The 22,420-nt window shown below is 62.1% G+C and carries 23 protein-coding genes; 11 read left to right on the plus strand and 12 right to left on the minus strand.

Features of this window, described 5'->3' with window-relative positions:
* Positions 1-61 precede the first annotated feature (61 nt).
* Both EOC83_RS22440 and EOC83_RS22445 read right to left on the minus strand, forming a co-directional pair.
* On the minus strand, positions 62-1,156 hold the full coding sequence (locus tag EOC83_RS22440) for an ABC transporter ATP-binding protein (RefSeq protein WP_013532646.1): 1,095 nt from the start codon (positions 1,154-1,156) through the stop codon (positions 62-64).
* Between the two features lie 120 nt (positions 1,157-1,276).
* Positions 1,277-2,173 (minus strand): LysR substrate-binding domain-containing protein, encoded by an 897-nt coding sequence (locus EOC83_RS22445; RefSeq protein ID WP_013532647.1) that lies wholly within the window; start codon positions 2,171-2,173, stop codon positions 1,277-1,279.
* Between the two features lie 84 nt (positions 2,174-2,257).
* On the opposite strand from EOC83_RS22445, the gene EOC83_RS22450 reads away from it, so the two are divergent.
* From EOC83_RS22450 to EOC83_RS22470, 5 genes are all read left to right on the plus strand, one after another.
* The gene (locus tag EOC83_RS22450; protein WP_063167697.1) at positions 2,258-3,877 is read left to right on the plus strand and encodes a hypothetical protein; all 1,620 of its coding nucleotides are present in this window, start codon (positions 2,258-2,260) and stop codon (positions 3,875-3,877) included.
* Positions 3,874-4,806, plus strand: coding sequence for a dimethylarginine dimethylaminohydrolase family protein (locus tag EOC83_RS22455; RefSeq protein WP_127325982.1), 933 nt, complete (start codon positions 3,874-3,876; stop codon positions 4,804-4,806). The genes EOC83_RS22450 and EOC83_RS22455 overlap by 4 nt, the downstream gene beginning before the upstream one ends.
* A gap of 150 nt (positions 4,807-4,956) precedes the next feature.
* On the plus strand, positions 4,957-7,110 hold the full coding sequence (locus EOC83_RS22460; RefSeq protein ID WP_013532650.1) for a penicillin-binding protein 1A: 2,154 nt from the start codon (positions 4,957-4,959) through the stop codon (positions 7,108-7,110).
* Positions 7,111-7,363: 253 nt separating this feature from the next.
* Positions 7,364-7,948 carry a DUF1214 domain-containing protein gene (locus EOC83_RS22465; RefSeq protein WP_013532651.1) on the plus strand — a complete coding sequence of 195 codons (585 nt, stop codon included), beginning with the start codon at positions 7,364-7,366 and terminating at the stop codon, positions 7,946-7,948.
* Positions 7,941-8,510 (plus strand): DUF1254 domain-containing protein, encoded by a 570-nt coding sequence (locus tag EOC83_RS22470; RefSeq protein ID WP_013532652.1) that lies wholly within the window; start codon positions 7,941-7,943, stop codon positions 8,508-8,510. The genes EOC83_RS22465 and EOC83_RS22470 overlap by 8 nt, the downstream gene beginning before the upstream one ends.
* A gap of 139 nt (positions 8,511-8,649) precedes the next feature.
* On the opposite strand, the gene EOC83_RS22475 is transcribed toward EOC83_RS22470, so the two are convergent.
* Positions 8,650-8,838 (minus strand): hypothetical protein, encoded by a 189-nt coding sequence (locus tag EOC83_RS22475; RefSeq protein ID WP_013532653.1) that lies wholly within the window; start codon positions 8,836-8,838, stop codon positions 8,650-8,652.
* A 186-nt stretch (positions 8,839-9,024) separates the two neighbouring features.
* Here EOC83_RS22475 and EOC83_RS22480 point away from each other — a divergent pair, with 186 nt between their 5' ends.
* Complete coding sequence (locus EOC83_RS22480) at positions 9,025-10,059, plus strand: hypothetical protein (protein WP_063170191.1); 1,035 nt, start codon at positions 9,025-9,027, stop codon at positions 10,057-10,059.
* Here the strand turns inward: EOC83_RS22480 and EOC83_RS22485 are convergent.
* The 3 genes from EOC83_RS22485 to EOC83_RS22495 all read right to left on the minus strand — a co-directional run bounded on the left by EOC83_RS22485 (position 10,037) and on the right by EOC83_RS22495 (position 12,959).
* Positions 10,037-10,384 carry a DUF1491 family protein gene (locus EOC83_RS22485; RefSeq protein ID WP_013532655.1) on the minus strand — a complete coding sequence of 116 codons (348 nt, stop codon included), beginning with the start codon at positions 10,382-10,384 and terminating at the stop codon, positions 10,037-10,039. The two genes, EOC83_RS22480 and EOC83_RS22485, sit on opposite strands and share 23 nt — an antisense overlap.
* A 69-nt stretch (positions 10,385-10,453) precedes the next feature.
* The gene (locus EOC83_RS22490; protein ID WP_013532656.1) at positions 10,454-11,251 is read right to left on the minus strand and encodes a peptidoglycan-binding protein; all 798 of its coding nucleotides are present in this window, start codon (positions 11,249-11,251) and stop codon (positions 10,454-10,456) included.
* Entirely contained in the window at positions 11,226-12,959 is a 1,734-nt protein-coding gene (locus EOC83_RS22495) for an ATP-binding protein (RefSeq protein WP_013532657.1), read from the minus strand. Before EOC83_RS22495 ends, EOC83_RS22490 begins: the two co-directional genes overlap by 26 nt.
* A 535-nt stretch (positions 12,960-13,494) precedes the next feature.
* On the opposite strand from EOC83_RS22495, the gene EOC83_RS22500 reads away from it, so the two are divergent.
* Both EOC83_RS22500 and EOC83_RS22505 read left to right on the plus strand, forming a co-directional pair.
* Positions 13,495-13,848: a DUF5330 domain-containing protein gene (locus tag EOC83_RS22500; RefSeq protein ID WP_013532658.1), complete on the plus strand. Its 354-nt coding sequence runs from the start codon at positions 13,495-13,497 to the stop codon at positions 13,846-13,848.
* A 100-nt stretch (positions 13,849-13,948) separates the two neighbouring features.
* On the plus strand, positions 13,949-14,377 hold the full coding sequence (locus tag EOC83_RS22505) for a SufE family protein (RefSeq protein WP_013532659.1): 429 nt from the start codon (positions 13,949-13,951) through the stop codon (positions 14,375-14,377).
* A 92-nt stretch (positions 14,378-14,469) separates the two neighbouring features.
* Here the strand turns inward: EOC83_RS22505 and EOC83_RS22510 are convergent, their stop codons facing one another.
* A complete protein-coding gene (locus EOC83_RS22510; protein WP_013532660.1) occupies positions 14,470-14,895 on the minus strand; it encodes a MucR family transcriptional regulator in 426 nt (141 codons plus the stop codon).
* A gap of 444 nt (positions 14,896-15,339) precedes the next feature.
* Positions 15,340-15,711, minus strand: a complete 372-nt coding sequence (locus tag EOC83_RS22515) for an SH3 domain-containing protein (RefSeq protein ID WP_164745941.1) — start codon at positions 15,709-15,711, stop codon at positions 15,340-15,342.
* Positions 15,712-15,871: 160 nt separating this feature from the next.
* Here EOC83_RS22515 and EOC83_RS22520 point away from each other — a divergent pair, with 160 nt between their 5' ends.
* The 3 genes from EOC83_RS22520 (at position 15,872) to EOC83_RS22530 (ending at position 19,183) form a co-directional block, all read left to right on the plus strand.
* Positions 15,872-17,995 carry a S9 family peptidase gene (locus EOC83_RS22520; RefSeq protein ID WP_013532662.1) on the plus strand — a complete coding sequence of 708 codons (2,124 nt, stop codon included), beginning with the start codon at positions 15,872-15,874 and terminating at the stop codon, positions 17,993-17,995.
* Complete coding sequence (locus tag EOC83_RS22525) at positions 17,992-18,618, plus strand: LysE family translocator (RefSeq protein WP_013532663.1); 627 nt, start codon at positions 17,992-17,994, stop codon at positions 18,616-18,618. Before EOC83_RS22520 ends, EOC83_RS22525 begins: the two co-directional genes overlap by 4 nt.
* 157 nt (positions 18,619-18,775) lie before the next feature.
* Complete coding sequence (locus tag EOC83_RS22530) at positions 18,776-19,183, plus strand: SET domain-containing protein-lysine N-methyltransferase (protein ID WP_013532664.1); 408 nt, start codon at positions 18,776-18,778, stop codon at positions 19,181-19,183.
* A gap of 1 nt (position 19,184) precedes the next feature.
* Here EOC83_RS22530 and EOC83_RS22535 read toward each other — a convergent pair whose 3' ends face one another.
* The 4 genes from EOC83_RS22535 to EOC83_RS22550 form a co-directional block, all read right to left on the minus strand.
* Positions 19,185-20,132 (minus strand): cytochrome c, encoded by a 948-nt coding sequence (locus EOC83_RS22535; RefSeq protein ID WP_013532665.1) that lies wholly within the window; start codon positions 20,130-20,132, stop codon positions 19,185-19,187.
* A gap of 9 nt (positions 20,133-20,141) precedes the next feature.
* A complete protein-coding gene (locus tag EOC83_RS22540; RefSeq protein ID WP_013532666.1) occupies positions 20,142-20,582 on the minus strand; it encodes a cytochrome c in 441 nt (146 codons plus the stop codon).
* Positions 20,583-20,738: 156 nt separating this feature from the next.
* Positions 20,739-21,338, minus strand: coding sequence for a superoxide dismutase (locus tag EOC83_RS22545; protein WP_013532667.1), 600 nt, complete (start codon positions 21,336-21,338; stop codon positions 20,739-20,741).
* Between the two features lie 106 nt (positions 21,339-21,444).
* Positions 21,445-22,323 (minus strand): branched-chain amino acid aminotransferase, encoded by an 879-nt coding sequence (locus tag EOC83_RS22550; RefSeq protein WP_024505546.1) that lies wholly within the window; start codon positions 22,321-22,323, stop codon positions 21,445-21,447.
* Positions 22,324-22,420 lie beyond the last annotated feature (97 nt).

The following is a 22,420-nucleotide window of genomic DNA, read 5'->3' on the forward strand; positions in this document are numbered from 1 at the left end:
TCCCCTTTTTTGTTGTTGATAGTGCCGGAAAGCGGTGGAGCGACATCTCGCCACACCGTCGTCATTGCCCTCCATGCGGAAGGAGGAAACCCTTTTCCGCCGGCCAGGTGAGCCAGACGGAATTGCCCTTGCTGAGCGCTGCGGCCGCCACCTCGTTCGGCACCGAGACGGTAACCTTGGCGCCTTGCCGTGTCGTCAGGTCGAGCCGCGTCGCAGCACCGAGATAGGTGGAGTTGGTGGCGGTAGCGGCGATGCCATTCTCGCCATCCGCCGCCTCGCCCGATATCGACATGTATTCGGGCCGGATCGCCAGGATGGCATCGCCGCGCACGAGTTCGGCCTTGCAGCCCATGCTGACCGCGCGGTCTTCGCAAAGGCCGGTCGAGCCATTGCCGGCAGGCTTGACGCCCTTCAGCGGCAGCATGTTGATTTCGCCGAGGAACTCGGCGACGAAGCGGTTGTCCGGCCGGTCGTAGACTTCGTCGGGCGCTCCGACCTGCAGCAGTTTGCCGTGGTTGAAGATGGCAACGCGCGACGACAGCGCCAGCGCCTCGCTCTGGTCGTGGGTGACGAAGACGAAAGTGGTTCCGGTTTCCTGGTGCAGCCGCTTCATCTCGGCCTGCATCTGGCCGCGCAGGCTCTTGTCGAGCGCCGAGAACGGCTCATCGAGCAACAGCACGCCAGGTTCGAACACCAGCGCACGGGCCAGCGCCACGCGCTGCTGCTGGCCGCCCGACAGTTGCGCCGGCAGTTTCTTCTCGTGGCCCTTGAGACCGACGCGCTCGATCATCTCGCCGACACGGCGCTTGATGTCGGCGGCCGGTTTCTTGCGCACCTTGAGTGGGAAGGCGATGTTGGCTTCGACGCTCATATGCGGGAACAGCGCGTAGCCCTGGAACACCATGCCGGCGGCACGTTGCTCTGCCGGTCGGTCGGTGATGTCGACGCCGTCGCTGAACAGCTTGCCCTCGGTCGGCTGCACGAAGCCCGCAAGGATCATCAGGAAGGTGGTCTTGCCCGAACCCGACGGCCCCAGCAGGGTCAGGAACTCGCCACGGCCGATATCGAGCGACAGATTGTCCAGCGCACGGAACGAGCCGAAGCTCTTGCCGATCCCGATTGCCTTGATCTCTGCGGCACGGCCGGGTTGCTGCATACTGCCCTTTCCCTAACGCTTGTCGAAATCGTAGGCAGGGTGCCGGCTCACCGCAACCGAATAGTTTTCGCGTGATCGGCAAATTCCATTCATCTATGGCGAGATGGCGCCGCCTTGCCCTCAATACGGCAGAATGCGGTTCTCCTGGAGTTTCGACCGCAGCCATCCCGCGAACGCTTCCAGCACCGGATGCGAAGCCTTGGCGTGTTCGGAGACCAGGAAATAAGAGCGTGGCGACTTGATCGCGATGTCGAACGGCCTGACCAGCCGGCCCTCGCTCAGCGCCCGCCGGCTGGTCAGTTCGTCGCCCATGGCGATGCCCTGGCCGGCAATCGCCGCCGAAAAGACCAGGTTCATGTCGGAAAAGAAGATGCCACCCTCGATGTCGGGGTTTTCCACCTTGGACAGCGCCAGCCAGCGCGCCCAATCCTCGGTGTCGTCGAGATGCAGCAGGTTGGCGCGCAGCACGTCCGACGGTCGGGAAAAACCGCCGACCTTGTTGAGCAGCGTCGGGCTGCAGAGCGGCGTGAACGAGATTTCGCAGAGCGGCTCGACCGCCCGGTTCGGCCAATTGCCGACACCAAACGCAATGAAGGCATCGGCATCTGCGTTGCTGACATCGTCGAGCCGGCGCGGCGTCAGGATGCGCAGCGCCACGTCAGGATACATCTGCCGGAACTCGCCGATATGGGTGCACAAGAACAGCGAGGCGAAGCCGGGCGTGCAACTGACGGCGAACGAGCCGCCGACGCCGGTGCCGGCGTCCCGCGTCACCGCATCGCCCAAAACGGTGAGCGCCTTGCGCACGTCGCTGGCATAGCGCTGGCCGCGCGGCGTCAGCGCCACGCCCTTGCCGATGCGTTCGAGCAGGTCGAAGCCGAGATCGCGCTCCAGCAGACGAAGCTGATGGCTCACGGCGCTGCGGGTCAGGTGCAACTCGTCGGCGGCGCGCCAGACGCTGCCATGGCGGGCGAAGCTGTCGAGCGCACGCAGCGCTTGTGTGGATGGTATACGCAAGGAACCTCAGGTGAACCGAATTTGCACGAACCGGGAAAACATATCACTTTTTAGCGAACCGCTTCACTGCTTTCTTCTCATGCCATGGAGAAACCGGTGGCCACCTCGGCGCAAGCAACCGCCCTTGCCTGTCTCGACGGCATCCAGCCGTTGTTGTCCGCGTGGACACGCATCATCTTCGATTACGGCGAGACCGCGTGGCGGGAATATCAATCCGCCGCCTGGTATGTCGAGCGACTGAAACTCGAAGGCTTTTCTGTCGAAGAAGGCTCCGGCGGCATGCCGACCGCCTTCTGCGCACATTGGACCAACGGCCCCGGCCCGACCATCGGCATGTACGCCGAATACGACGCGGTGCCGGGCAATTGCCAGGATGCCGCTACGGTCGAGCGTCCGCGCCGGGGACTTGGCAACCAGGCCGGCGGCCACACCGACCCGCATTCCGGGCTGGGTATTTCGAGCCTCGGCGGGCTGCTGGCGACCAAGGCCGCGATGCAGCGCCACGGCATATCAGGCACGCTGCGCTTCACCGGCGAGCCGGCGGAAAAGGTGCGTGGGTCAAAGCCGATCCATGCCGCCAAGGGCTATTATGACGGCCTTGCCGGCATGATCTCCTTTCATCCGTTCTACATGCTGCCGCTCTGCAACACGGCGCGCTGGGACACGCATTGCGGCGCGGCCTACGCGATGATCTATCGCTTCATCTGCGACCAACCGGAGCGCTGGGCGCTGGCTGCGGGTGCTGCACCCATTCCGCAAGCACATTCGGCGGCGCGCGCGCCCGGCGCCAACGACGCATTGATGATGATGTACATGGCCTCCAAGGCTCTGCGCGATTCCATGCTGCCTCACCAGGGCGGCTGGTCGATCAGCGAGGCGATCCTGACGGCGGGGCAAGCGACCGCCGACAATTTGCCGGCGGGGCTGGCCGAGATTCAGTACATGATCCGCGTGCCGACGCTTGCCATGGCCGAGCAGGTCACCGCGGTGCTCGACCGCAATGCCGAGGCGGCGGCAGCGATGAGTGATTGCCGCACCGAGCGGCATTGGGTGTCGAAGTCACGACCGGGACTTGCCAATCATGCCATGGCCGAGATCGCCTATGAAGCGCTGTCGGCGGTCGGGCCGCCGCGCTGGGACGAAGACGCCAAGGCAGTCGCGCGCGAAATGCAGGTCAATGCCGGGCGCATGGCGAGCGACGAGCCGTTCATCGAAGAGCTGGAGCGCCTGATCGAGCCGCAGGCGGCGGAAGCGATCCTGCGCCGCGACCTGCCGCCCTCGCAGGTCAATTCGACCTCCGACGATTACACCGACATGAGCTGGCATACGCCGACGGCGCGCTTCTATGTCGCCCGCCCGGCGCTGCGTTCGGAGACCGGCTATCCCTATCCAGCCTGGGTGATGAATGCGCTGGGCGGTATTTCGGCCACGATCGACCCGATGGTGGCCTGCGCCTCCCGCACGATTGCGCTTGCCGCCCTTCGCCTGCTGGAAGACCAGACTGCCCGCGAGGCGGCGATGGACGAGTTCGTTACCCGCACCGGCGGCGGCATCGGCGGTTCGAACTGGATCGCACCGCTTTGCGACTACGAGCCGCCGATCGGGTTTCGCTGGCCAGAATATGTCACCACCCCGCGTGGACGCGACTGGTGGATACCGAGCAATCAGACACCCCCAAGTCACCTCACGAGGAGCATCCCATGACCGTTCATGACCGCATTGTCGCCGAGCCGTTTTCGCTGCAGCGCCGCACCCCCGCCGGCGGCACCAAGCCGCTGACCGCCTGGGGTTTTGCCAACGAGACCGACGTGCTGACCGACGTCCTGCTCGGCTCGCCCAATTTCCTGCGTCATCTGTCGACCAGCTCGCTGTCGCGCAAGCACCTGCGCGAGGCGCCCTGCAACGTGCAGATCGCACAAGCACAGCACAAGGACCTGGTCGCCGCCTACGAGCATTTCGGCGTCAACATCCACTGGCACGAGCCGACGCCCGAGCTGCCGATGCAGGTCTATTCCCGCGATTCCAGCGTCATGACGCCCTACGGCGCCTTCATCACCGCCATGGCCAACTGGTGGCGGCGCGGCGAGAACTATGCCGCGATCCGCACCTATGAAAAACTCGGCATCCCGATCTACGACATGGTCACGGCTGGTACGTTCGAGGGCGGCGACTTCAACGTCATCGAGGATGGCGTCGTGCTGATAGGCTGCGGCGGCGCGCGCACGCAGGAGGAAGGTGCGCGCCAGGTGCAGGCCTGGTTCGACAAGGAAGGCTGGGAAACCCGCATCGCCTTCATCGACGAATATTACGTCCATATCGACCTGATGGTGGTGCCGATCGCCGAAAAACTGACCGCCGTCTGCCTTGCCTGCACCGAGCCCGGCATTGTCGACTGGCTGAAGGGCAAAGGCCACGAGATCATCGACGTGCCGTTCCAGGACACGATGGCGCTCGGCTGCAACTTCATGTCGCTGGGCAAGGACCGGGTGATCGCGCCGACCTCCAGCCAGTCGCTGATCGGCCAGCTCAAGGCCCGCGGTTTCGAGGTCGCGGCCGTCGACATGAGCGAGATTTCGAAGACCGGCGGCGGCATCCACTGCATGGCGCAGGCGCTGAAGCGCGAACCGGCCTGAGCCGGCTCGCCCCTCAGCAACAAACCCGATACTGTGTCTTCGCTGCCCTTGTGAGTGCTGGAAAAATGGAGGAATAGTCTTGCGGAATGCATCGCCCTGAAATTGCCGGTTTGCGGTACTCAGGTCGTGCAATTGCTAGCCGGATTCCGAATGGCCAGTCCCGAACCGCGCAAGAGAAGAGGTCCGATCGCCGCCCGGCTGCTGGCGCTCGACGCGTGGATCGATTCCTCGCTCTACGAGATCGGCTTCAAGGCGCGCCAGTTCTGGGAATCGGCGACGATCTTCTCGCGGCGCTTCCGCGTCAACGGCTGGCGCCGTGGCATCATCGAAGTGTTGAGCGAAGGTTTTACGCTCGGCGCCGGCGGCATCGTGGTGATGCTGGCGCTGGCCATTCCGGCTTTCCAGGATACGGCCGGCGACTGGCGCGCCCAGGGCGACTTCGCCGTCACCTTCCTCGACCGCTATGGCAACGAGATCGGCCAGCGCGGCATCATCCAGCGCGATTCCGTGCCGGTCGACGAGATGCCCGATCACGTCATCAAGGCGGTGCTTGCTACCGAGGATCGCCGCTTCTTCGATCACTACGGCATCGATGTGCTCGGCCTTTCCCGCGCCATCTTCGAGAATGTGCGGGCCAATTCCGTCGTTCAGGGCGGCTCGAGCATAACCCAGCAGCTGGCCAAGAACCTGTTCCTCACCAATGAGCGCACGCTAGAGCGCAAGATCAAGGAAGCCTTCCTGTCGCTGTGGCTCGAGGCCAATCTGTCGAAGAAGGAAATCCTGCAGCTCTATCTCGATCGAGCCTACATGGGGGGCGGTACGTTCGGCATCGAGGCGGCCGCCGATTTCTATTTCGGCAAGAGCGTCAAGGATCTGAACCTCGCCGAGGCGGCGATGCTGGCCGGGCTGTTCAAGGCGCCGACCAAATATGCGCCGCACATCAACCTGCCGGCAGCGCGCGCACGCGCCAATGTGGTGCTGTCCAACCTTGTCGATTCCGGCTTCATGACCGAGGGGCAGGTTCTGCAGGCAAGGCTGCATCCGGCCGATGTCGTCGACCGCGGCGAGCAGAAAAGTCCGGACTATTACCTCGACTGGGCATTCGACGAGGTCAAGAAGATCGCCAAACCGGGCCAGCACTCGCTTGTTGCCCACACCACCTTCGACGCGAACATCCAGAAGGCAGCGGAAGAATCGGTGGAGTTCCACCTGCGCCAGTTCGGCAAGGAGTACAACGTCACCGAAGGTGCCGTCGTCGTCATCGAGACCAACGGCGCCGTGCGCGCCATCGTCGGCGGCCGCGACTATGGCGCCAGCCAGTTCAACCGCGCCACCAAGGCGCTGCGCCAGACCGGCTCGTCATTCAAACCCTATGTCTATGCAACGGCGATGGAACACGGCTTCACGCCCAACTCCATCATCTCCGGCGGCCCGATCAGCTGGGGGTCCTGGTCGCCGCACAATTACAGCGGCGGATCGGCGGGCAATGTAACTCTGATCATGGCTATGGCCAAATCGATCAACACCGTGCCGGTTCGGCTGGCCAAGGATCACCTTGGCATCGGGCCGATCAAGGCCATGGCCGAGGCGATGGGCGTGGAATCGCCGCTCGAAGCGCACAAGACGATGGTGCTGGGCACCTCGGGCATGACGGTGATGGACCAGGCGACGGGCTACAGCGTGTTCGCCGACAACGGTTTCGTCGGCTTCCGGCACGGCATCAGCCAACTCGTCACCCGCACCGGCGAGGTGGTTTATGATTTCGCCAAGGATGCGCCGCCGCCACACCGGGTGTTGTCGGAGCAGGCGCTGAAATCGATGAACACCATGCTGGCGGCAGTACCGGTGATGGGCACGGCGCGGCGGGCCCAACTTCCCAACATCGTCGTCGCCGGCAAGACGGGCACGACGCAATCCTACCGCGACGCCTGGTTTGTCGGCTTCACCGGCAACTACACGGCGGCGGTATGGATGGGCAATGACGATTTCACGCCGACCAAGAACATGACCGGCGGCTCGCTGCCTGCGATGGTATGGCAGCGCCTGATGGTCTATGCGCACCAGAACATCGACCTCAAGCCGATCCCGGGCATCGACAAGCCCTTCGTCGACGAGGAGATCGCTGCCAAAGCCGAGGAAGCACAGAAGAAGAGCGACGCGCAGGCGGTGGCCGATGCAGCCGCCGAACGGCCGCCGGTGCTGTCCAGCCGCACGACGCAGACGCTGCGGGACATGACCAGCCTGTTCCAGTCGGCGCCCGTCCTCAATACGCCTCAACCGCCGGAGACGCTGTCGGCGCTGTGATGGCGCGCCTCTTCCTTCTCCACCTGTGGGAGAAGGTGGATCGGCGCGCAGCGCCGAGACGGTTGAGGGGTGCTGGCCGGATCACCGTCCTTGCGAAGCTGGAACACCCCTCATCCGACCGAGCTTCGCTCGGCCACCGTCTCCCGCAGGTGGAGAAGGAAGAGGCGGCTGCAATTCTACATCGGCCCGCTTGCCACAAGGCCCTGCGCCGCGATATCCCCGAGCGGCAACTCTTCGGTGTCCCCGGCCCTTCATGCTCAAAACTGCCTTCCTGACGTTGCTTTCGCTTGCCATAGCCATCATCGGCGGTGGCGGCAGCGTCTGGTATGCGCTGAAAGTCCAGGATGGCGTCGGCGCCATCCGGATCGGTCAATGGACAGCCTTTCCCGATATCGGCACGCCGTCCGCCGATCCTTATTCCAAGGCTCGCGTGGCGCGCGAGGGCGTGCTTGCACTCGGCCGTGCCGAGGGGCTGTCCTTCGTCGCCGAGCGAGACACGGGCGGCGCCGAGCTCAAGCGCGAATGCACCTACACCATCGAGGGCGGATTTCCGACGGCGCGGTTCTGGACGCTCTACGCCGCCGACCAGTCGCTCAGCGTGGTCGAGACCGGCAAATCCCGGCTGGCGGCGCTGCAATCCTACGGGGTGGTGCGCCAGCCCGACAATTCGGTGATCATTTCCGCCGGCCATCACCCGATGCCCGGCAATTGGCTGCTGACAGACGGCTTCGGCAGGATGTATTTCGTGCTGACCTTCTACGACACGCCAATCGCCAGCAGCACGGGCCTGTCGGACGTCTCGCTGCCGCGGATCGTCAAGGTCGGCTGCGATGCGTAGTTTTTATGCGGCGATGCGCAGACTTTTGCATGCCGTCCTGCTCGGCCTGCTCGGCGCCGGCATTGTGCACATCGCCGTGCTGCTTCTGGTGCCTGAATTTTCCGAACGCGACGCCTGGTCGCGGCTGTCCATGGCTTCGGATCTCTACAAGATGACGCGGCTCGATGCCGAGGCCGGTGGGGCGCCCGTGGTGAAATCCGTCGACCCGCTGTTTTATGCAACGGCGTGCCGGTTCGACCTGGGCGAAGGTTTGGTCCGCGTCAAGGCACCTGGACATGTCCCGTTCTGGTCGGTGTCGGTCTATGACCGCAGCGGCCACAACATCTATTCCTTCAACGACCACACAGCGACCGGCGGCGTTCTGGATGCCGTGGTGCTGACGCCGGCGCAGATGATCGACGTGCGCAAGGACCTTCCAGAGGATCTTCAGGGGGCGATCTTCGTCGAAGCGCCGATCGAGGAAGGCATCTTCGTCATCCGTGCCTTCGTCCCCGACAGCAGCTGGAAGCCGATCGTGTCGCGCTTCTTCGAACAGAGTTCCTGTGAGTTGCAGGACTTCTAGAGCGTGTCGCGTCTGAACGGATTCAGACGACCCGCTTTAGGTCTTTGTTTTCATGCATGTCGTTCTCCAAAACCGAGGTCACTTTTGGGCGACATGCACTAGACATGATCCCGGACCAAAGGTCCGTGGCCGCCGAAACTCAGTGGTGCGGGACCGGCTTCGTCCCTGGCGATCCCGTCTTGTCGGGATCGACCGGCCGCACTTCGCCGGCATGCGACCGCTCATAGCGGATGCCGGGAAAGATGATCACCGCCGCCGGCATTTCGGCGGTTTGCTTTGCTCTGGTGTTTGGTGCCGTACGCGGCACGAAAGACAGTACCATGCCCATGGTTCGCGCATTCCTCTCGGTTTCCCCGGAGCACAACGCAACGCCTCCAAATGTCATTAAGGCGGCAGAGGGTTAACGGAACGCTAACGGATCGTCGCTAACTTGATCTTTGTTCTTGGTGCTCGCGAAACCGACACAATCCCGGTCGAGCGCGCCAAGCTTGTGTCGAGTACGGGCGTATCCTTCGTGTCATCTTCGGACTTCAGGCAAATCGCGGTACGAAAAGACTCGGGAAAGGCCGAAAGGCTGTTCCGCGCCGCAGTGTCGGCGTTCTGCTCGCTCACCCGCCCTTCACGCCGCGAGATCGGCCAGCTCGAAGACCTGACGCTGCCGCTGTTCAATGACGTGTCCGTCGAATCCCGCCGTTACGTGGCAGCCGCCCTTTCCGAATGCGAATACGCACCCGCCGCCCTGGTGCGCCGTCTTTGCGAGGAACCGGTCGACATTGCCGCGCCGTTGCTCATCCGCTCACGCGCCGTCAGCGACATCGATCTCATCGCCCTGATCGGGCGACATGGCCTGCCGCATGCGCGTGCCATTGCGCGCCGCAAGGGCTTGAACCCGACCATTGCTGACCTGATCAGGGCCCTCGAGAGGCCAACCCTGGTGCGCGCGCCGGACCCGGATGCGAACGCCGCTGGGGCAGACAAGATCGCGCCAGCGAGCGCGGATACCGCCTCCGGCGAGCCAGCCCGGGAACAGACACTCGGCATCGCGGCCGAGAATGCACGGCGCAGGCTGCGCTCGATGATGCGCACCGGCGACGAGAAGACAGCGACCGCCGAGCCTTTCAAGGGCGCCGACACCTATATGAAATTGCGCGAGACAGCGCTGACGGGAAACGCCGCGTTCTTCCAGACCGCGCTCGCCGATGCGCTCGACATCGATTTCGAGACCGCGCGATCGCTCACCGCCAACCAGAATTATGCCTCGCTGCTTGTCGCCTTGCGCTCGCTCGACCTCAGCGAAGACAGGGCCTTCCTGGTCACGGTTGCCGTCTATCCCAGCCAGTTCCCGCACCCGCAGGCTATCCGGACTTTCCTCGACCGCTACCGGCTGCTGCATCGCGAGGCGGCCCAGGACAAGATGCGGTCGTGGAGAGCGGAAATCCTTTCAAGGGTGGTTCGCGGCGCAGCACCTGCCAACAGCGATACACGCACCGCTTCGAACAGCGACGATGCGGCGGCTTCTTCCGGCCTCAGGGCGTCTTCACGGAAATAAGCTCCTCGACGGGCACGGCACCGGCCTCGATTTCGACCACCCAGATGTCGGGATCGAATTTTTTCTCCCGTTCCAGCCTGGCTTCGAGCACCGCGGGATCGTCACCAGCTCCGAGCAGAGTGAAAAACCGGTCGTCGGGCTTGGCCGAATCATAGCTTGTCTGCGGCGCCGGCCCGAACAGGGCAACCTCACCCAGCCTGCCCCGCGCCAGCACGAACACAGCGCCGGCCTCGGTCGCGCCACGCTTGACCACGGCGGCAAATCCACCGGCGCCGAAAATCCGGCGCAACAGGGCCGAAACCCACAGATCCGATGTGACGCGCATGAGAGAGCTCCCGAAACTGCCGGTTCTCTATCGATATTTCCGCCGCTCGGCGAGCCGTCGTTTCGGCCGTCAGTTGGTCAGGCCGATCTCGCGCATCTTGACATAGACGATCTCATCGGGCTCGCCGGTCTGCGGCAGCCCGAACAGCGACTGGAATTCCTTGATCGCCGCCTTTGTGCGCGCGCCGACGACACCATCCAGCTGCATGTCGTCATTGCCGAACGCCTTGAGCCCGGCCTGGATCTTGACGATGCGGGCATCGGGCGCTTGCGTCGCGGCATCCGCCTGCCCGGAATTTGTCTGTCCCGAACCTGTCTGCAAAGACACCGGAACGGCGGCCGGCATATCCGGGCGCGGCTGCGGTCTGGGCACGACGGAAGCTGTCTTCGGCGTCGCGCCCAGTTGATCGAGCAGAAGCGCGTCGATCTCGCCGGACGTGTTGAGCCCGACCTTCTGCTGATAGTCCTGGATGGCCTTGCGGGTGTTGGGTCCGGAAATGCCGTCGACCGTCCCGGAATAGAAATCGAGATCCTTCAATATGCCTTGCACCTGCTCGACAACCGGATCGCCCTTGATCGGTGCCGGCGCGCCGGATGGCCGCACGATGTTGAATGTCGTCTCCGGTTCGTCGGGCGTCGCGTGCGGAAAGCCCGCAATGCTGCGGGTCGCAAAAAATGCGCCGGCATGCGGGAAAGGTTGGTACCACAAGGCATTGGCCGAGACATAGAACAGCGTCACCAGGAACGCCGTCGAGCCGCCCACCAGGACAGGATTGCGCGAGATCATGCCGCCGACGGCGACAGCGCCGTCCTGAAAGGCATTGCTGCGGCGCTTGACCGCCTTAGCCGGTTTTGCGGAGCGAGCCATCTCTGTCCCCTTTCGCCATCGCCACAGGCATGGTCAGCACGCCGGTCTTCTCCGCCTGATGTCCCTTCGGTCCGTTCACCGGCAGGCTGATGGTCACCGTGGTGCCCTCGCCTGGCATGCTTTCGATGGACATCGTGCCCTCGTGCAGCGCCACCAGGCCCTTGACCAGTGAAAGGCCAAGACCAGTCCCCTCGAAACGGCGGGTATAGTCGTTCTGGATCTGCATGAAGGGCTTGCCGAGATTGGCGAAATCCTCCTCGGCGATGCCGATGCCGGTGTCCCTGACCCAGAAATGCAGGCGCGAACCGATCCGCTTGGCGCCGACGACGACGTCGCCGCCGTCGGGAGTGAACTTGATCGCGTTGGAGACCAGGTTGATGAGCATCTGCTGCACGGCGCGCTGATCGGCATTGATGTCGCCGGCGTCCGGCGCGATCTGCGCCTGCAGATCGATGTTCTTGGCCTGCGCCTGCAGTTGCATCATCGACTGGCACATATCGACCGCCTCCGCGAACCGGAACGGCTCGGGTTCGGTCGCATAGACGCCCGATTCAATCCTGGACACGTCGAGTATCGAGGTTACGACGGCGAGCAGATGCTGGCCCGAATCCCGTACCAAGCCGACATATTCTTTCTGGCGCGGATCCTTGAAGGCGCCGAACATCTCATGCAGCAGCATATCCGAGAAGCCGATAATGGCATTTAACGGCGTGCGCAGTTCGTGGCTGACCACCGCCAGGAAGCGTCCCTTCGCCACCTCGGCGGACGCGGCCGCCTCATTGGCTGCCGCCAGATCCTCGCGCAACCGGGCGATCTCGTCATTCTGCCTCAGGACGAACGTAAAGACATCACCCTGTTCCTCACCACGCACGAGATCAAGCGAGAACGGCCGGTAATTGTCGGCCGTCAGGCCATTGCCATTCTGAGGCAGCCGGATGCGCAATTCGAGCCGGCGCGACAGTGCGCCGTCGCGCATGTCGGCCATTGCGCTGAGATAGGAAACGCGATCCGACAGATGGACGCGATCGAAGAGGCCGTTTCCGGACAGCAGTTCGGGCGGCAGTTTCAAAAGCGTGCGCGCTTTTGGCGACGCGTCCAGGACCTCGCCATGACGGGCGACGCGCAAGACCACCGCATCGATGATGTCTTCGAGCCGGTCGGCAGTGTCGAGCACATCAGCCGCATCGGCCGTGTTTTGAAATGCCGATGCGCGCGGGATCAGTGTGAGCGTCCAGGCCAACGGCACCAACCAGTGCCACGCCGCGATCTGCGCTCCTGCGAACGGGAATACGGTTCCAGCCAAAGGCTGAGCCAAGATGGCGACAGCGGCCGACACGGCTCCCCACAGCGCCGCCCGCCGCGAAGCGCCGATCCACCAGGCTTCAAAAGGCAGCGCCACGACAAGCATGGCGACAGGCGAACTCAGCCCGCCCGCGGCGGCAATGAGACTGCCGAGAGAAATGCCGGCCAGCACCAGGGCGACCCAACTCGCTATCGCCATCTTGCCGGTCGCCGCCACCAGCAAGGCGACGAACCAGCACAGGCCAAAGGCGGCGAAAATGGCGGCCATGGTGACGGCGACGCCCATGCCTGAAGTAACCAGCGTGACCGCGGCACCGGCGACAAAGAAAGGAGCGGCGAGCATGACGCCGATAAAGCGGCGCTGGCGCTCGCGGTCGCTCCGCCCAAGGATGGACGGATGGACCATACGTTCGCAACCGGCCGAAATCGCGCCAGGCAATTCAACGTATCTGGCCTTGATTGAACTCAACTCAACGCACTCGCACTTGTCGTGGACAGCTCTGCTTTGCAGATGGTTCTGGTTGGCTTTGAAACTCGCATCCAGCGTTTAAGGAATGGATAAGGCAGGGCCGACCAGGGCCCGGCCTGCGGCAAATATCGGGATGCCGGCGGCCGAAAGCACGGACAAATGCAGCCATAGTAAACGGAGAGTTATCCGCCGACTGCACCCATCGGCCGGGCGCACTCGGCACCTGGACTTCCCTATTTCAAGAAAAACACAGGGAAATCATGGGGATATATGGTTATTTGTTGTTAAGGAAAATTGCTCGGATTTGAGACAAGTCGATTGCAGAACGGTTCGTTTCGAATTTGCCTAAAATTTGAGGAAAATTCTCTCTTTGCCCGCAAGCCGTCCTTTGCGCCTGTGTGCCAAAATCCTGCCTACAAAAGAGGTCATGCCATATGGATGCATGATCCGGTCACGACGAGAGGGCAAGGGCATGGTCTTCCTCATAAGAATGGCTTTCTGGTTTTCGCTGGTGCTGCTGGCGCTGCCATTGAGTGTCGGCCCCGATGAAGCGGGGCATGAAAGCGTCGGACCGATCCAAGCCTTGTTTGCGGCACGCGAAGCGGTTGGCGATATCGCCGGCATTTGCGAACGCAAACCCGATGTCTGCGAGACCGGCAAGTCGGCGATGCACACCATTACCGCCCGCGCCAAAGAGACCGCCAAGATCGCGGCAGCGATGATGGACGACAAGTCCGCCGCCGGCCCCGACACGTCGACGATGACCGGCAGCGTGCCCGAAGGAATCGTCTTGCCCGAGACCGTCAACCTGCCGCCTCAGAATTAAGCCGTTTCGACGGCGCACCGCGGGCTGTCTGCCCTCTCGACGCCCGCGGTGTCCTTGTTTTTTCCGTGACGCGGAGCCGCCGCGTGACTATATCCCAGACATGACCACGACGATCCAGACGATCCGCGACGACTTCTCGTTCCTCGAGGAATGGGAAGACCGCTATCGTTATGTCATCGAACTCGGCGAGGCGCTGCCGCCGTTTCCGGACGAGCAGCGCAGCCCCGCCAACAAGGTGCCGGGATGCGTCAGCCAGGTCTGGCTGACCACTGAACGCGGAGCTGGAGCCGATCCTGTCATCACCTTCTCCGGCGATTCGGACGCTCATATCGTGCGTGGGCTGGTCGCGATCATGCTGGCGCTGTTTTCCGGCAGGACCGCCAGCGAAATCCAGAAGACCGATGCGGAAGCGACATTGAAAGAACTCGGCCTCGACGAACATCTGTCGCCGCAGCGCGCCAACGGCCTTCGCTCGATGGTCAAGCGCATCAAGCGCGACGCCGAGGCAGCGCTCAAGCAGACCGCCTGACGCTTCCCGACCCGATCCGCGCGTCGCGGCTCGCAAAAATCAAACGGCGCCCGAAGGCGCCGTTGATGTCGATCCGATCTGGCTGGCAGCAATTACCGCGCTTTGCGCTTGCGGCCGAGACCCATCTTCTTGGCGAGTTGGGACCGGGCAGCTGCATAGTTGGGTGCAACCATCGGATAGGTAGGGTCGAGGTTCCACTTTTCGCGATACTGGTCCGGCGTCAGGTCATAGTGGGTCATCAGGTGGCGCTTCAGCGACTTGAACTTCTTGCCGTCTTCAAGGCAGACGATGTAGTCGTCATGAACCGACCGCTTCGGGTTGACCGCCGGCTTCTGCTTGTCGGCAGGCGGCTGTTCGGCGGTTCCGCCCACACGCCCGAGTGCGGCATGGACATCGGATATCAGGTTCGGCAGTTCGCCGACCGGCACGGGATTGTTGCTGACATAGGCGGCCACCACATCGGCGGTCAATTCGATCAGCGCATCGCTGTTTCTGGAAGGTGTTTCGACAATATCCATGGTCTTCGGTCCCCAACAAGAGTTACATCGATCTGCGCCCTTTTTTACAAGCAGGGCATCGCACGAATTTTGTGCAGGTAGAGTTTCTACGATTCGTGTCGCGGGCACATCAATGAGCGTGCAGACCAAGTAAGTCAATTCACCCCTCGCGCTATATTGAACGATATTGATCAAATGTTCCGCGATCAGCTTCAATCTTTCGTGCATTGTGTAATTTATCGATATTTCGCGTTCCCGTCGGCGGCAGCTGACGCAACGTCAGATCGCCGTTACATTCGTGGCAACTCACGAAACGGGTTTTAATGTTTGATCTTGCTTGGCTATCGCTCGAGAAATATTGGTTGTTCGCATTTGCCCACAAAACCACAGGTTGCCGTGGTCATACACAAGCAATCAGGCGACATGCCAGTCATCCGACCGATCGGCTGATTGCTGCCGCGTCAATCAATGCGGGATGATGTATTTGCCATAGGCCCAGCCGGTGACGAAATTGCCGTTCTGGACCGGATCATGCCAGACTTCGCACCAGCGATAGCGAATCTTTTGTGCCTGCTTCCATGCCGGCTGGTTGGCGATGTCGAGCAGGTTTATTCCGCCGGTGCATCGCCCGGTCATCTGCAGAACGGTACCGTTCGGATATCCCGCCTGCTTTTGGGATGTGCCCGAAGGGTATTTGCGTACATTGAGCGTGTCGCCGAACGGGACATTGGCCACTTGCCAAGCCGCGAATACGGTCGCATGAGACTGGCCGGCAAAGCCCAGAGTTAGCGAAGCAACGGCGAAAGCCGCAGCAGTCCGAGACCAAATAGTCATCATCTCTCCTCCCGGCTCATCTCCTGGAGCCGACACAACCCATACGCTCCGGCTCTTGAACCTGCCCTGATCGGCGTGTTCATTTGCCATTCAAGATACTTCTCCATTCGAGATGGCCCTTCAAGATACTGGCCCATTGAAGATACTGGCAAAGCGAGATGCAATGACCAAGACATCCATATTTCCGATCGTCAGCCCGCCAACGCCCGAGAAGCGGCCGGTTTCCGACACGCATCACGGCATCACGCGAACCGACGACTATGCCTGGCTACGGGCCGACAACTGGCAGGAGATGTTCCGCGACCCGTCATTGCTCGATGCGGGGATCCGCGCAGAACTCGAGGCGGAGAATGCCTACCAGTCGAAGCTGATGGCCGACACGGTCGAACTGCAAAAGCAGCTTTTCAAGGAGATGAAGGGCCGTATCAAGGAAGACGATTCTTCCGTGCCGATGAAGGATGGGCCCTATGCCTACGGCTCGTCCTTTAAACTTGGTGGCGAGCAGCCGCGCTATTTCCGCATGTCGCGCGACGGCGGCGCCGAGCATATCCTGCTCGACGGCGATGCGGAGGCCGCGGGCAAGGCCTATTTCCGTCTTGGCGGTGTCGACCATTCGGCCGACCACGCCAAGCTGCTATGGGCATTCGACGACAAGGGCTCCGAATTCTACACGCTTCGCGTGCGTGACCTTGCCGATGGCAAGGAGCTTGCCGACCAGATCCCCGACACCGGCGGTTCAGGCGTCTGGAACGCAGGCAATGACGGCTTCTTCTACACCCGTCTCGATCCCAACCATCGCCCGTCCAAGGTACTCTTCCATGCGCTGGGCGACAGCCCGGACAGCGACCGGCTGATCTATGAGGAAACCGATCCCGGCTTCTTCATGAATGTCGACGGCACCCGCAACAACGAATGGATCATGATCGGCATCAACGATCACGAGACTTCGGAATACCGCCTGATGCGCGCCGACGATCCGTTTGCCGAACCGAAACTGGTGTCGCCGCGCGAGGTTGGCCTTCAATACGAGCTGGAAGAAGGCGGCGATATCTTCTTCATCCTGACCAATGCCGACGGCGCCAAGGACTTCAAGATCATGACGGCGCCGGCGAGCGATCCCGTGCGCGCCAACTGGCAGGAACTGGTGCCGCACGAGCCCGGCCGGCTGATCCTGTCGGTGATCGGCTTCAGGGACCACATGGTCCGGCTCGAACGCAAGGAAGGCCTGCCGCGCATTGTGGTGCGCGACCGTATCAGCGGCGAGGAGCATCTTCTGTCCCTCGACGAGGAGGCCTTCTCGCTCGGCCTGTCGGGTTCCTATGAGTACGACACCGAGATCATGCGCTTTTCCTACTCGTCGATGACGACGCCCGCGCAGGTGTTCGACTATAACATGCGCACCCGCGAGCGGGTGCTGCTGAAGACCCAGGAAGTGCCGTCCGGCCATGATGCGGACCATTATGTCACGCGGCGGCTGATGGCGCCGGCCAGCGATGGCGAACTGGTGCCGATCTCGCTTTTGCATCATCGCGACACGCCGCTGGACGGATCCGCACCTTGCCTGCTTTACGGCTACGGCTCCTATGGCATCACCGTGCCGGCCGCCTTCAACACCAACTGGTTCTCGCTGGTCGACCGCGGCTTTGTCTTCGCCATTGCTCACGTTCGCGGCGGCAAGGACAAGGGCTATGGCTGGTACGATGACGGCAAGCGGGAGAACAAGATGAACACGTTCACCGATTTCATCGCCGTCGCGCGCCATCTGGTCACCGAGCGTTACACGGCGCATGACCGTATCGTCGCGCAAGGCGGTTCGGCCGGCGGCATGCTGATGGGTGCCGTCGCCAACATGGCGCCGGATTGTTTTGGCGGCATCGTCGCCGAGGTTCCCTTCGTCGATGTGCTCACCACCATGCTCGATGCGACCCTGCCACTGACGCCGCCGGAATGGCCCGAATGGGGCAACCCGATCGCGTCCGCCGACGACTATCGGACGATCGCTGCCTATTCGCCCTACGACAATGTCTCTGATCACGACTATCCGCCGATCCTGGCGCTGGCCGGTCTCACCGATCCGCGCGTCACCTATTGGGAACCGGCCAAATGGGTGGCCCGGCTGCGCGACCGCAAGAGCGGCGACAATCCGGTTCTGTTCAAGATCAATATGGATTCCGGCCATGCAGGCGCTTCCGGCCGGTTTTCGCGGCTGGAAGAGATCGCCTACACCTACTCCTTCGCGCTGAAAGTGATGGGCAAGGCGCAGCTTACGGGAGCAACCAACAAATGATCGACCTGACCACCCTGATCGCCTACATCGCGGTCGTGCTCGGCTTCGTCTTCATTCCAGGCCCCGCCACCCTGCTGACGATCGCCCGGGCAACGAGTTCCGGAACCAGGGTCGGCATCGCGACGGGCGCCGGGATCGCTGCCGGCGACGTCTTTCATACCGTCATGGCCATGATCGGCATCTCGGCGATCATCGCCGCGTCGGCGACGCTGTTCAGCGTCATCAAGTACATCGGCGCGGCCTACCTGGTTTATCTCGGCATTCGCGCGATCATCGAGAAAACACCGGCCAACCCGGCGGCCGGTGCGCTCGCGATCTCCGCCGGCAAGGCGTTTCGACAGGCTGTCCTGACCGAAGTGCTCAACCCCAAGACCGCTCTGTTCTTCCTCGCTTTTCTGCCTCAGTTCGTGCGGCCTGAAAACGGATCGGTGATGCTTCAGATGGCCGCGTTGGGGGTCATCTTCGTCATACTGGGCCTTTTCAGCACGGTCGTCTTTGCCGTGAGCGCTGGCCGGCTCGGCACGTTCCTGCGCCGAAATCCGTCGGTGTTACGATTGCAGGGCAAAGTTGTCGGCGGCATCTACTGCGCTTTGGGCGTCCGTCTGGCGCTGCAGCAACGCTGACTCTGGACGATAATCGACGCACCCTTTCCAGAGGGCTGGGTGTCAGGACTTTTTGAAGCTCCCGTCGCTCATTTTCACTCGCAATTGCGACGACCGCGCGCTACCCAGTGCGCGGCTTTTCCCGGCCTGACAGCCTCCAATCGCGTAAAGGTTCATTATGCTGCTCGTCGACGTCTATCTCGACAAATCACCCATCCAGGGAATCGGCGTCTTTGCCAAGAACCACATTCCTCGCGGTACTCTGATCTGGAAGTTAGACCCAAGGTTCGATCGGCTCATCGAGGTCGAGACTTATGAGCGGGCGGCCGGCCCGGTGAAGAGCTATCTCGACCGCTACTCCTATCCTGACCGCCGCGATCCGAACTACATCGTCTTCGAAGCCGACGACGCGCGCTACATGAACCATGCCGACGAGCCTAATTGCGACGTCTCCTCACCCGAGGAGAGTTTTGCGCTGCGCGACATCGCGCCTGGCGAAGAGTTGACCTGCAACTACAACCATTTTTTCGAAACGGGCTTCGATTTTCTCGGTGACCGCCACCTGTCATCCGCAGACTCGATCTAGACTAGTTCGCCCTCTTGCGGGCCGGATAGCCGTTTGGATGCGCGGGTATCGCCTTGAGATAGGCGGCGATGGCAGCACGGTCCTGCGGCGCCAGCTCGGCCATGTTTCGCTGCACGTCGACCATGGCGCCGCCGACGGAATCAAAATCGGGCGTGAAGCCGGTTTCGAGGTAGTTGGCGATGTCGGCTTCCGACCAATCGCCTATACCGCCCTCGCCCGATGTGATGTTCGGCACGACGCCGCTGCCTTCGGCAGCCACCGCACCGGCCAGCCACACGTTCTTTTTCGTACCACCTGCGAGGTCGCGCGGCGTGTGGCATTCGCCGCAATGACCCGGCCCCTCGACCAGATAGCGGCCGGCCATGACCGGATCGGGCGTGGCAGCGGGAAATGGAACGACAGGCTGGTCGCTAAGATAGAGCAATTTCCACAGGCCGATGCCGCGACGAATGTTGAAGGGAAAACCGAGCGAATTTGCAGGCGCCTTGCCGGCGACGGCCGGCAGCGTCTTGAGGAAGGCATAGAGATCGCCAATGTCGACCGGATTCATGCGCGCGTAGGACGCATAGGGAAACGCCGGATAGAAGTGTCGGCCCGAAGGCGACACGCCCTTCAGCATGGCATTGGCGAGGTCCTCGACCGACCATGCGCCGATGCCGTCCTTGGCGTCTTGCGAAATGTTGGGCGGCACGAAGGTTCCGAACGGCGTCTTGAGCTCGAGACCGCCCGCGAGTTGAAGCCGCGCATCGCCCTGTGAGCCCGGCTTTGCATGGCAGGATGTACAACCGCCGGCAAAAAAAATGCGCTTGCCCCTGGCTGCGTCGCCAGGACCGAGCTTGGCCAGGGTCTCCCTGTCGAGCCTCACCGGCGCCGACCCGACCCACCCGGCAACCGCGCCGACGCCGCCGAGGATGACGATGGCGCCGACGAGTTTCTTTAGCCAGGGCATCGCCCGCTATCAGCCTTTTTTCACCCGGTAGGTCTGGTGGCAGGTGCCGCAATCGGAGCCGATGGCGCCGAATTGCGCCTTCAACGCATCGACGTCGGCAGGAGCGGCAGCGGCCGCTGCCTTGACGTCGGCGACATATTTGGCGTTGGTGGCCTTGAAGCCGGCCATGTCTTCCCAGATCTTCGGCGACGCAGTGGTATCGCCGCCTGTGTCGCTGCCCGCCGGAAACAGCGCGTCGACGTCGACTTTCTCGGCATTCGCATGCAGCGCCTGCAGCGCCGTCAGCACCGCGGCGGCATCAAACGGCTCCTCGCCCTTGACCACTTTCGACAGGCCGCCGACGATCTTTCCACGTTCCTTCATCAGTGCCTGCCGGTCGAGGATCGGGTCGGCAAAGGCCGCCGAAGCCGCGAGTGCGAGCATAGAGATGGCGATAACAAGCTTTCTCATTCAATTGGCTCCATGATGAAGGCATTTCGGGACAGGACGTCAACGGATGTTACAGAGGGAAAATTCCCTTCCCCCTGATGATTTTTGCCGGACCTTTGCTCTTGCGGGACGCAGAAAAGAAAAGCCCCGGGTGATACCGGGGCTTCTGGAAATCGATCACTTCGCCTTTTCGTACAATTCCAGGACATGGTCCCAGTTGATCAGGCTGTCGACGAACGCCTCGAGATATTTCGGCCGGGCGTTGCGGTAGTCGATGTAGTAGGAGTGCTCCCAGACATCGACGCCGAGGATCGGCGACGCGCCATGGACGAGCGGGTTTTCGCCGTTCGGTGTCTTGGAGATCGCCAGCTTGCCATCCTTGACCGAGACCCAGGCCCAGCCGGAGCCGAACTGTGTCGTGCCAGCGGCAATGAAGTCGGCCTTGAACTTGTCGTAGCCGCCGAGATCGCTATCGACTGCCTTCTGCAAGGCGCCCGGCAGCTTGTTGCCGCCGCCGCCTTTCTTCATCCACTTCCAGAAATGGATGTGGTTGTAATGCTGGGCGGCATTGTTGAAGAGGCCGGCATTCTTGCCGAACGACTGCTTGACCACCTCTTCGACCGACAGATCGCCCAAGCCGGCCTCGGCGGCGAGTTTGTTGCCGTTATCGACATACGCCTTGTGGTGCTTGTCGTGGTGATATTCCAGCGTCTCTTTCGACATGTAAGGCTGCAAGGCCTCATAGTCGTAAGGCAGAGCGGGCAATTCAAAGGCCATGGATAGTACTCCCTCGTGGAAAAATCCGGTGTCGATACCGGAGTAAGATAGGTCTGGAATGGGTTGGGACAACTCCGGATGAAGCGTCGATCGCCTTTTTATCCGCTCAAACAGCAGAAGTCGAATGCGCCCAATCCCAATAGAGTTCGCGCGCTTTTTTGGCCACCGGCCCGGGTTGCAGATTGCGATCCTCGATGCGCGTGATCGGCACCACCTTGGAATGGTTCCCGGTCGAAAAAATTTCGTCTGCTTCGAGGAAATCGCGCACCGACAGCGTCTTTTCCGTGGTCCTGAAGCCATATTCGCCGAGCAGCGCTATCGTGCGCGAGCGGGTGATGCCGGATAGGAAGGTGCCGTTCGGCGCAGGCGTAAAGACGTGGCCATCCTTGACCAGGAAGATGTTCGAGGTTCCGGTCTCGGCGACGTTGCCCAGCATATCGAGCACCATTGCGTTGTCGAAGCCGCGCATCTTGGCTTCGAGAATGGCCCTACCGTTGTTGGGGTAAAGGCAGCCGGCCTTGGCGTTGGTCGGCATGGTTTCAATGGTCGGACGCCGGAACGGCGACACGGTCACCGAAAAGCCAGTCGCCGGAATCATCGGTGATTCATAGAGGCAAAGGCAAAAGCGCGTCGAGGCGGGATCGGCCGGCACGCCCATATAGCCGCCATGCTCGGCCCAGTACATCGGCCTGATATAGACCGCCGTCTTGCCGTCGAACTTCTTCAACCCATCCCATGTCAGCCCGACGATCTTGTCGGCGCTCATGTTCGGCTTCAGGCCGAGCGCAATCGCCGAGGAATTCACCCTGGCTGCGTGGAAGTCGAGATCCGGCGCCACGCCTTCGAACCAGCGGCCGCCGTCAAAAACGCTGGTGCCGAGCCACATGGCGTGGCTGCGCGGCCCCAGAATGGCGACGTTGCCTTCGTGCCAATCACCATCGACGAAAGTCCATGTCGTGGATTGCGCCGCAGCCGCCAGTGTCATCATCTCGTCCCGTCTCAATCGGTCTCGTGTGACAGCCATTGGAAGATGCTTTGGCGGGCGCCGTCAACCGGCATCATGGAGTTTTGTTGAGGCCAGT

Source organism: Mesorhizobium sp. Primo-A (genome assembly GCF_003997175.1).
GTDB lineage: Bacteria > Pseudomonadota > Alphaproteobacteria > Rhizobiales > Rhizobiaceae > Mesorhizobium > Mesorhizobium ciceri.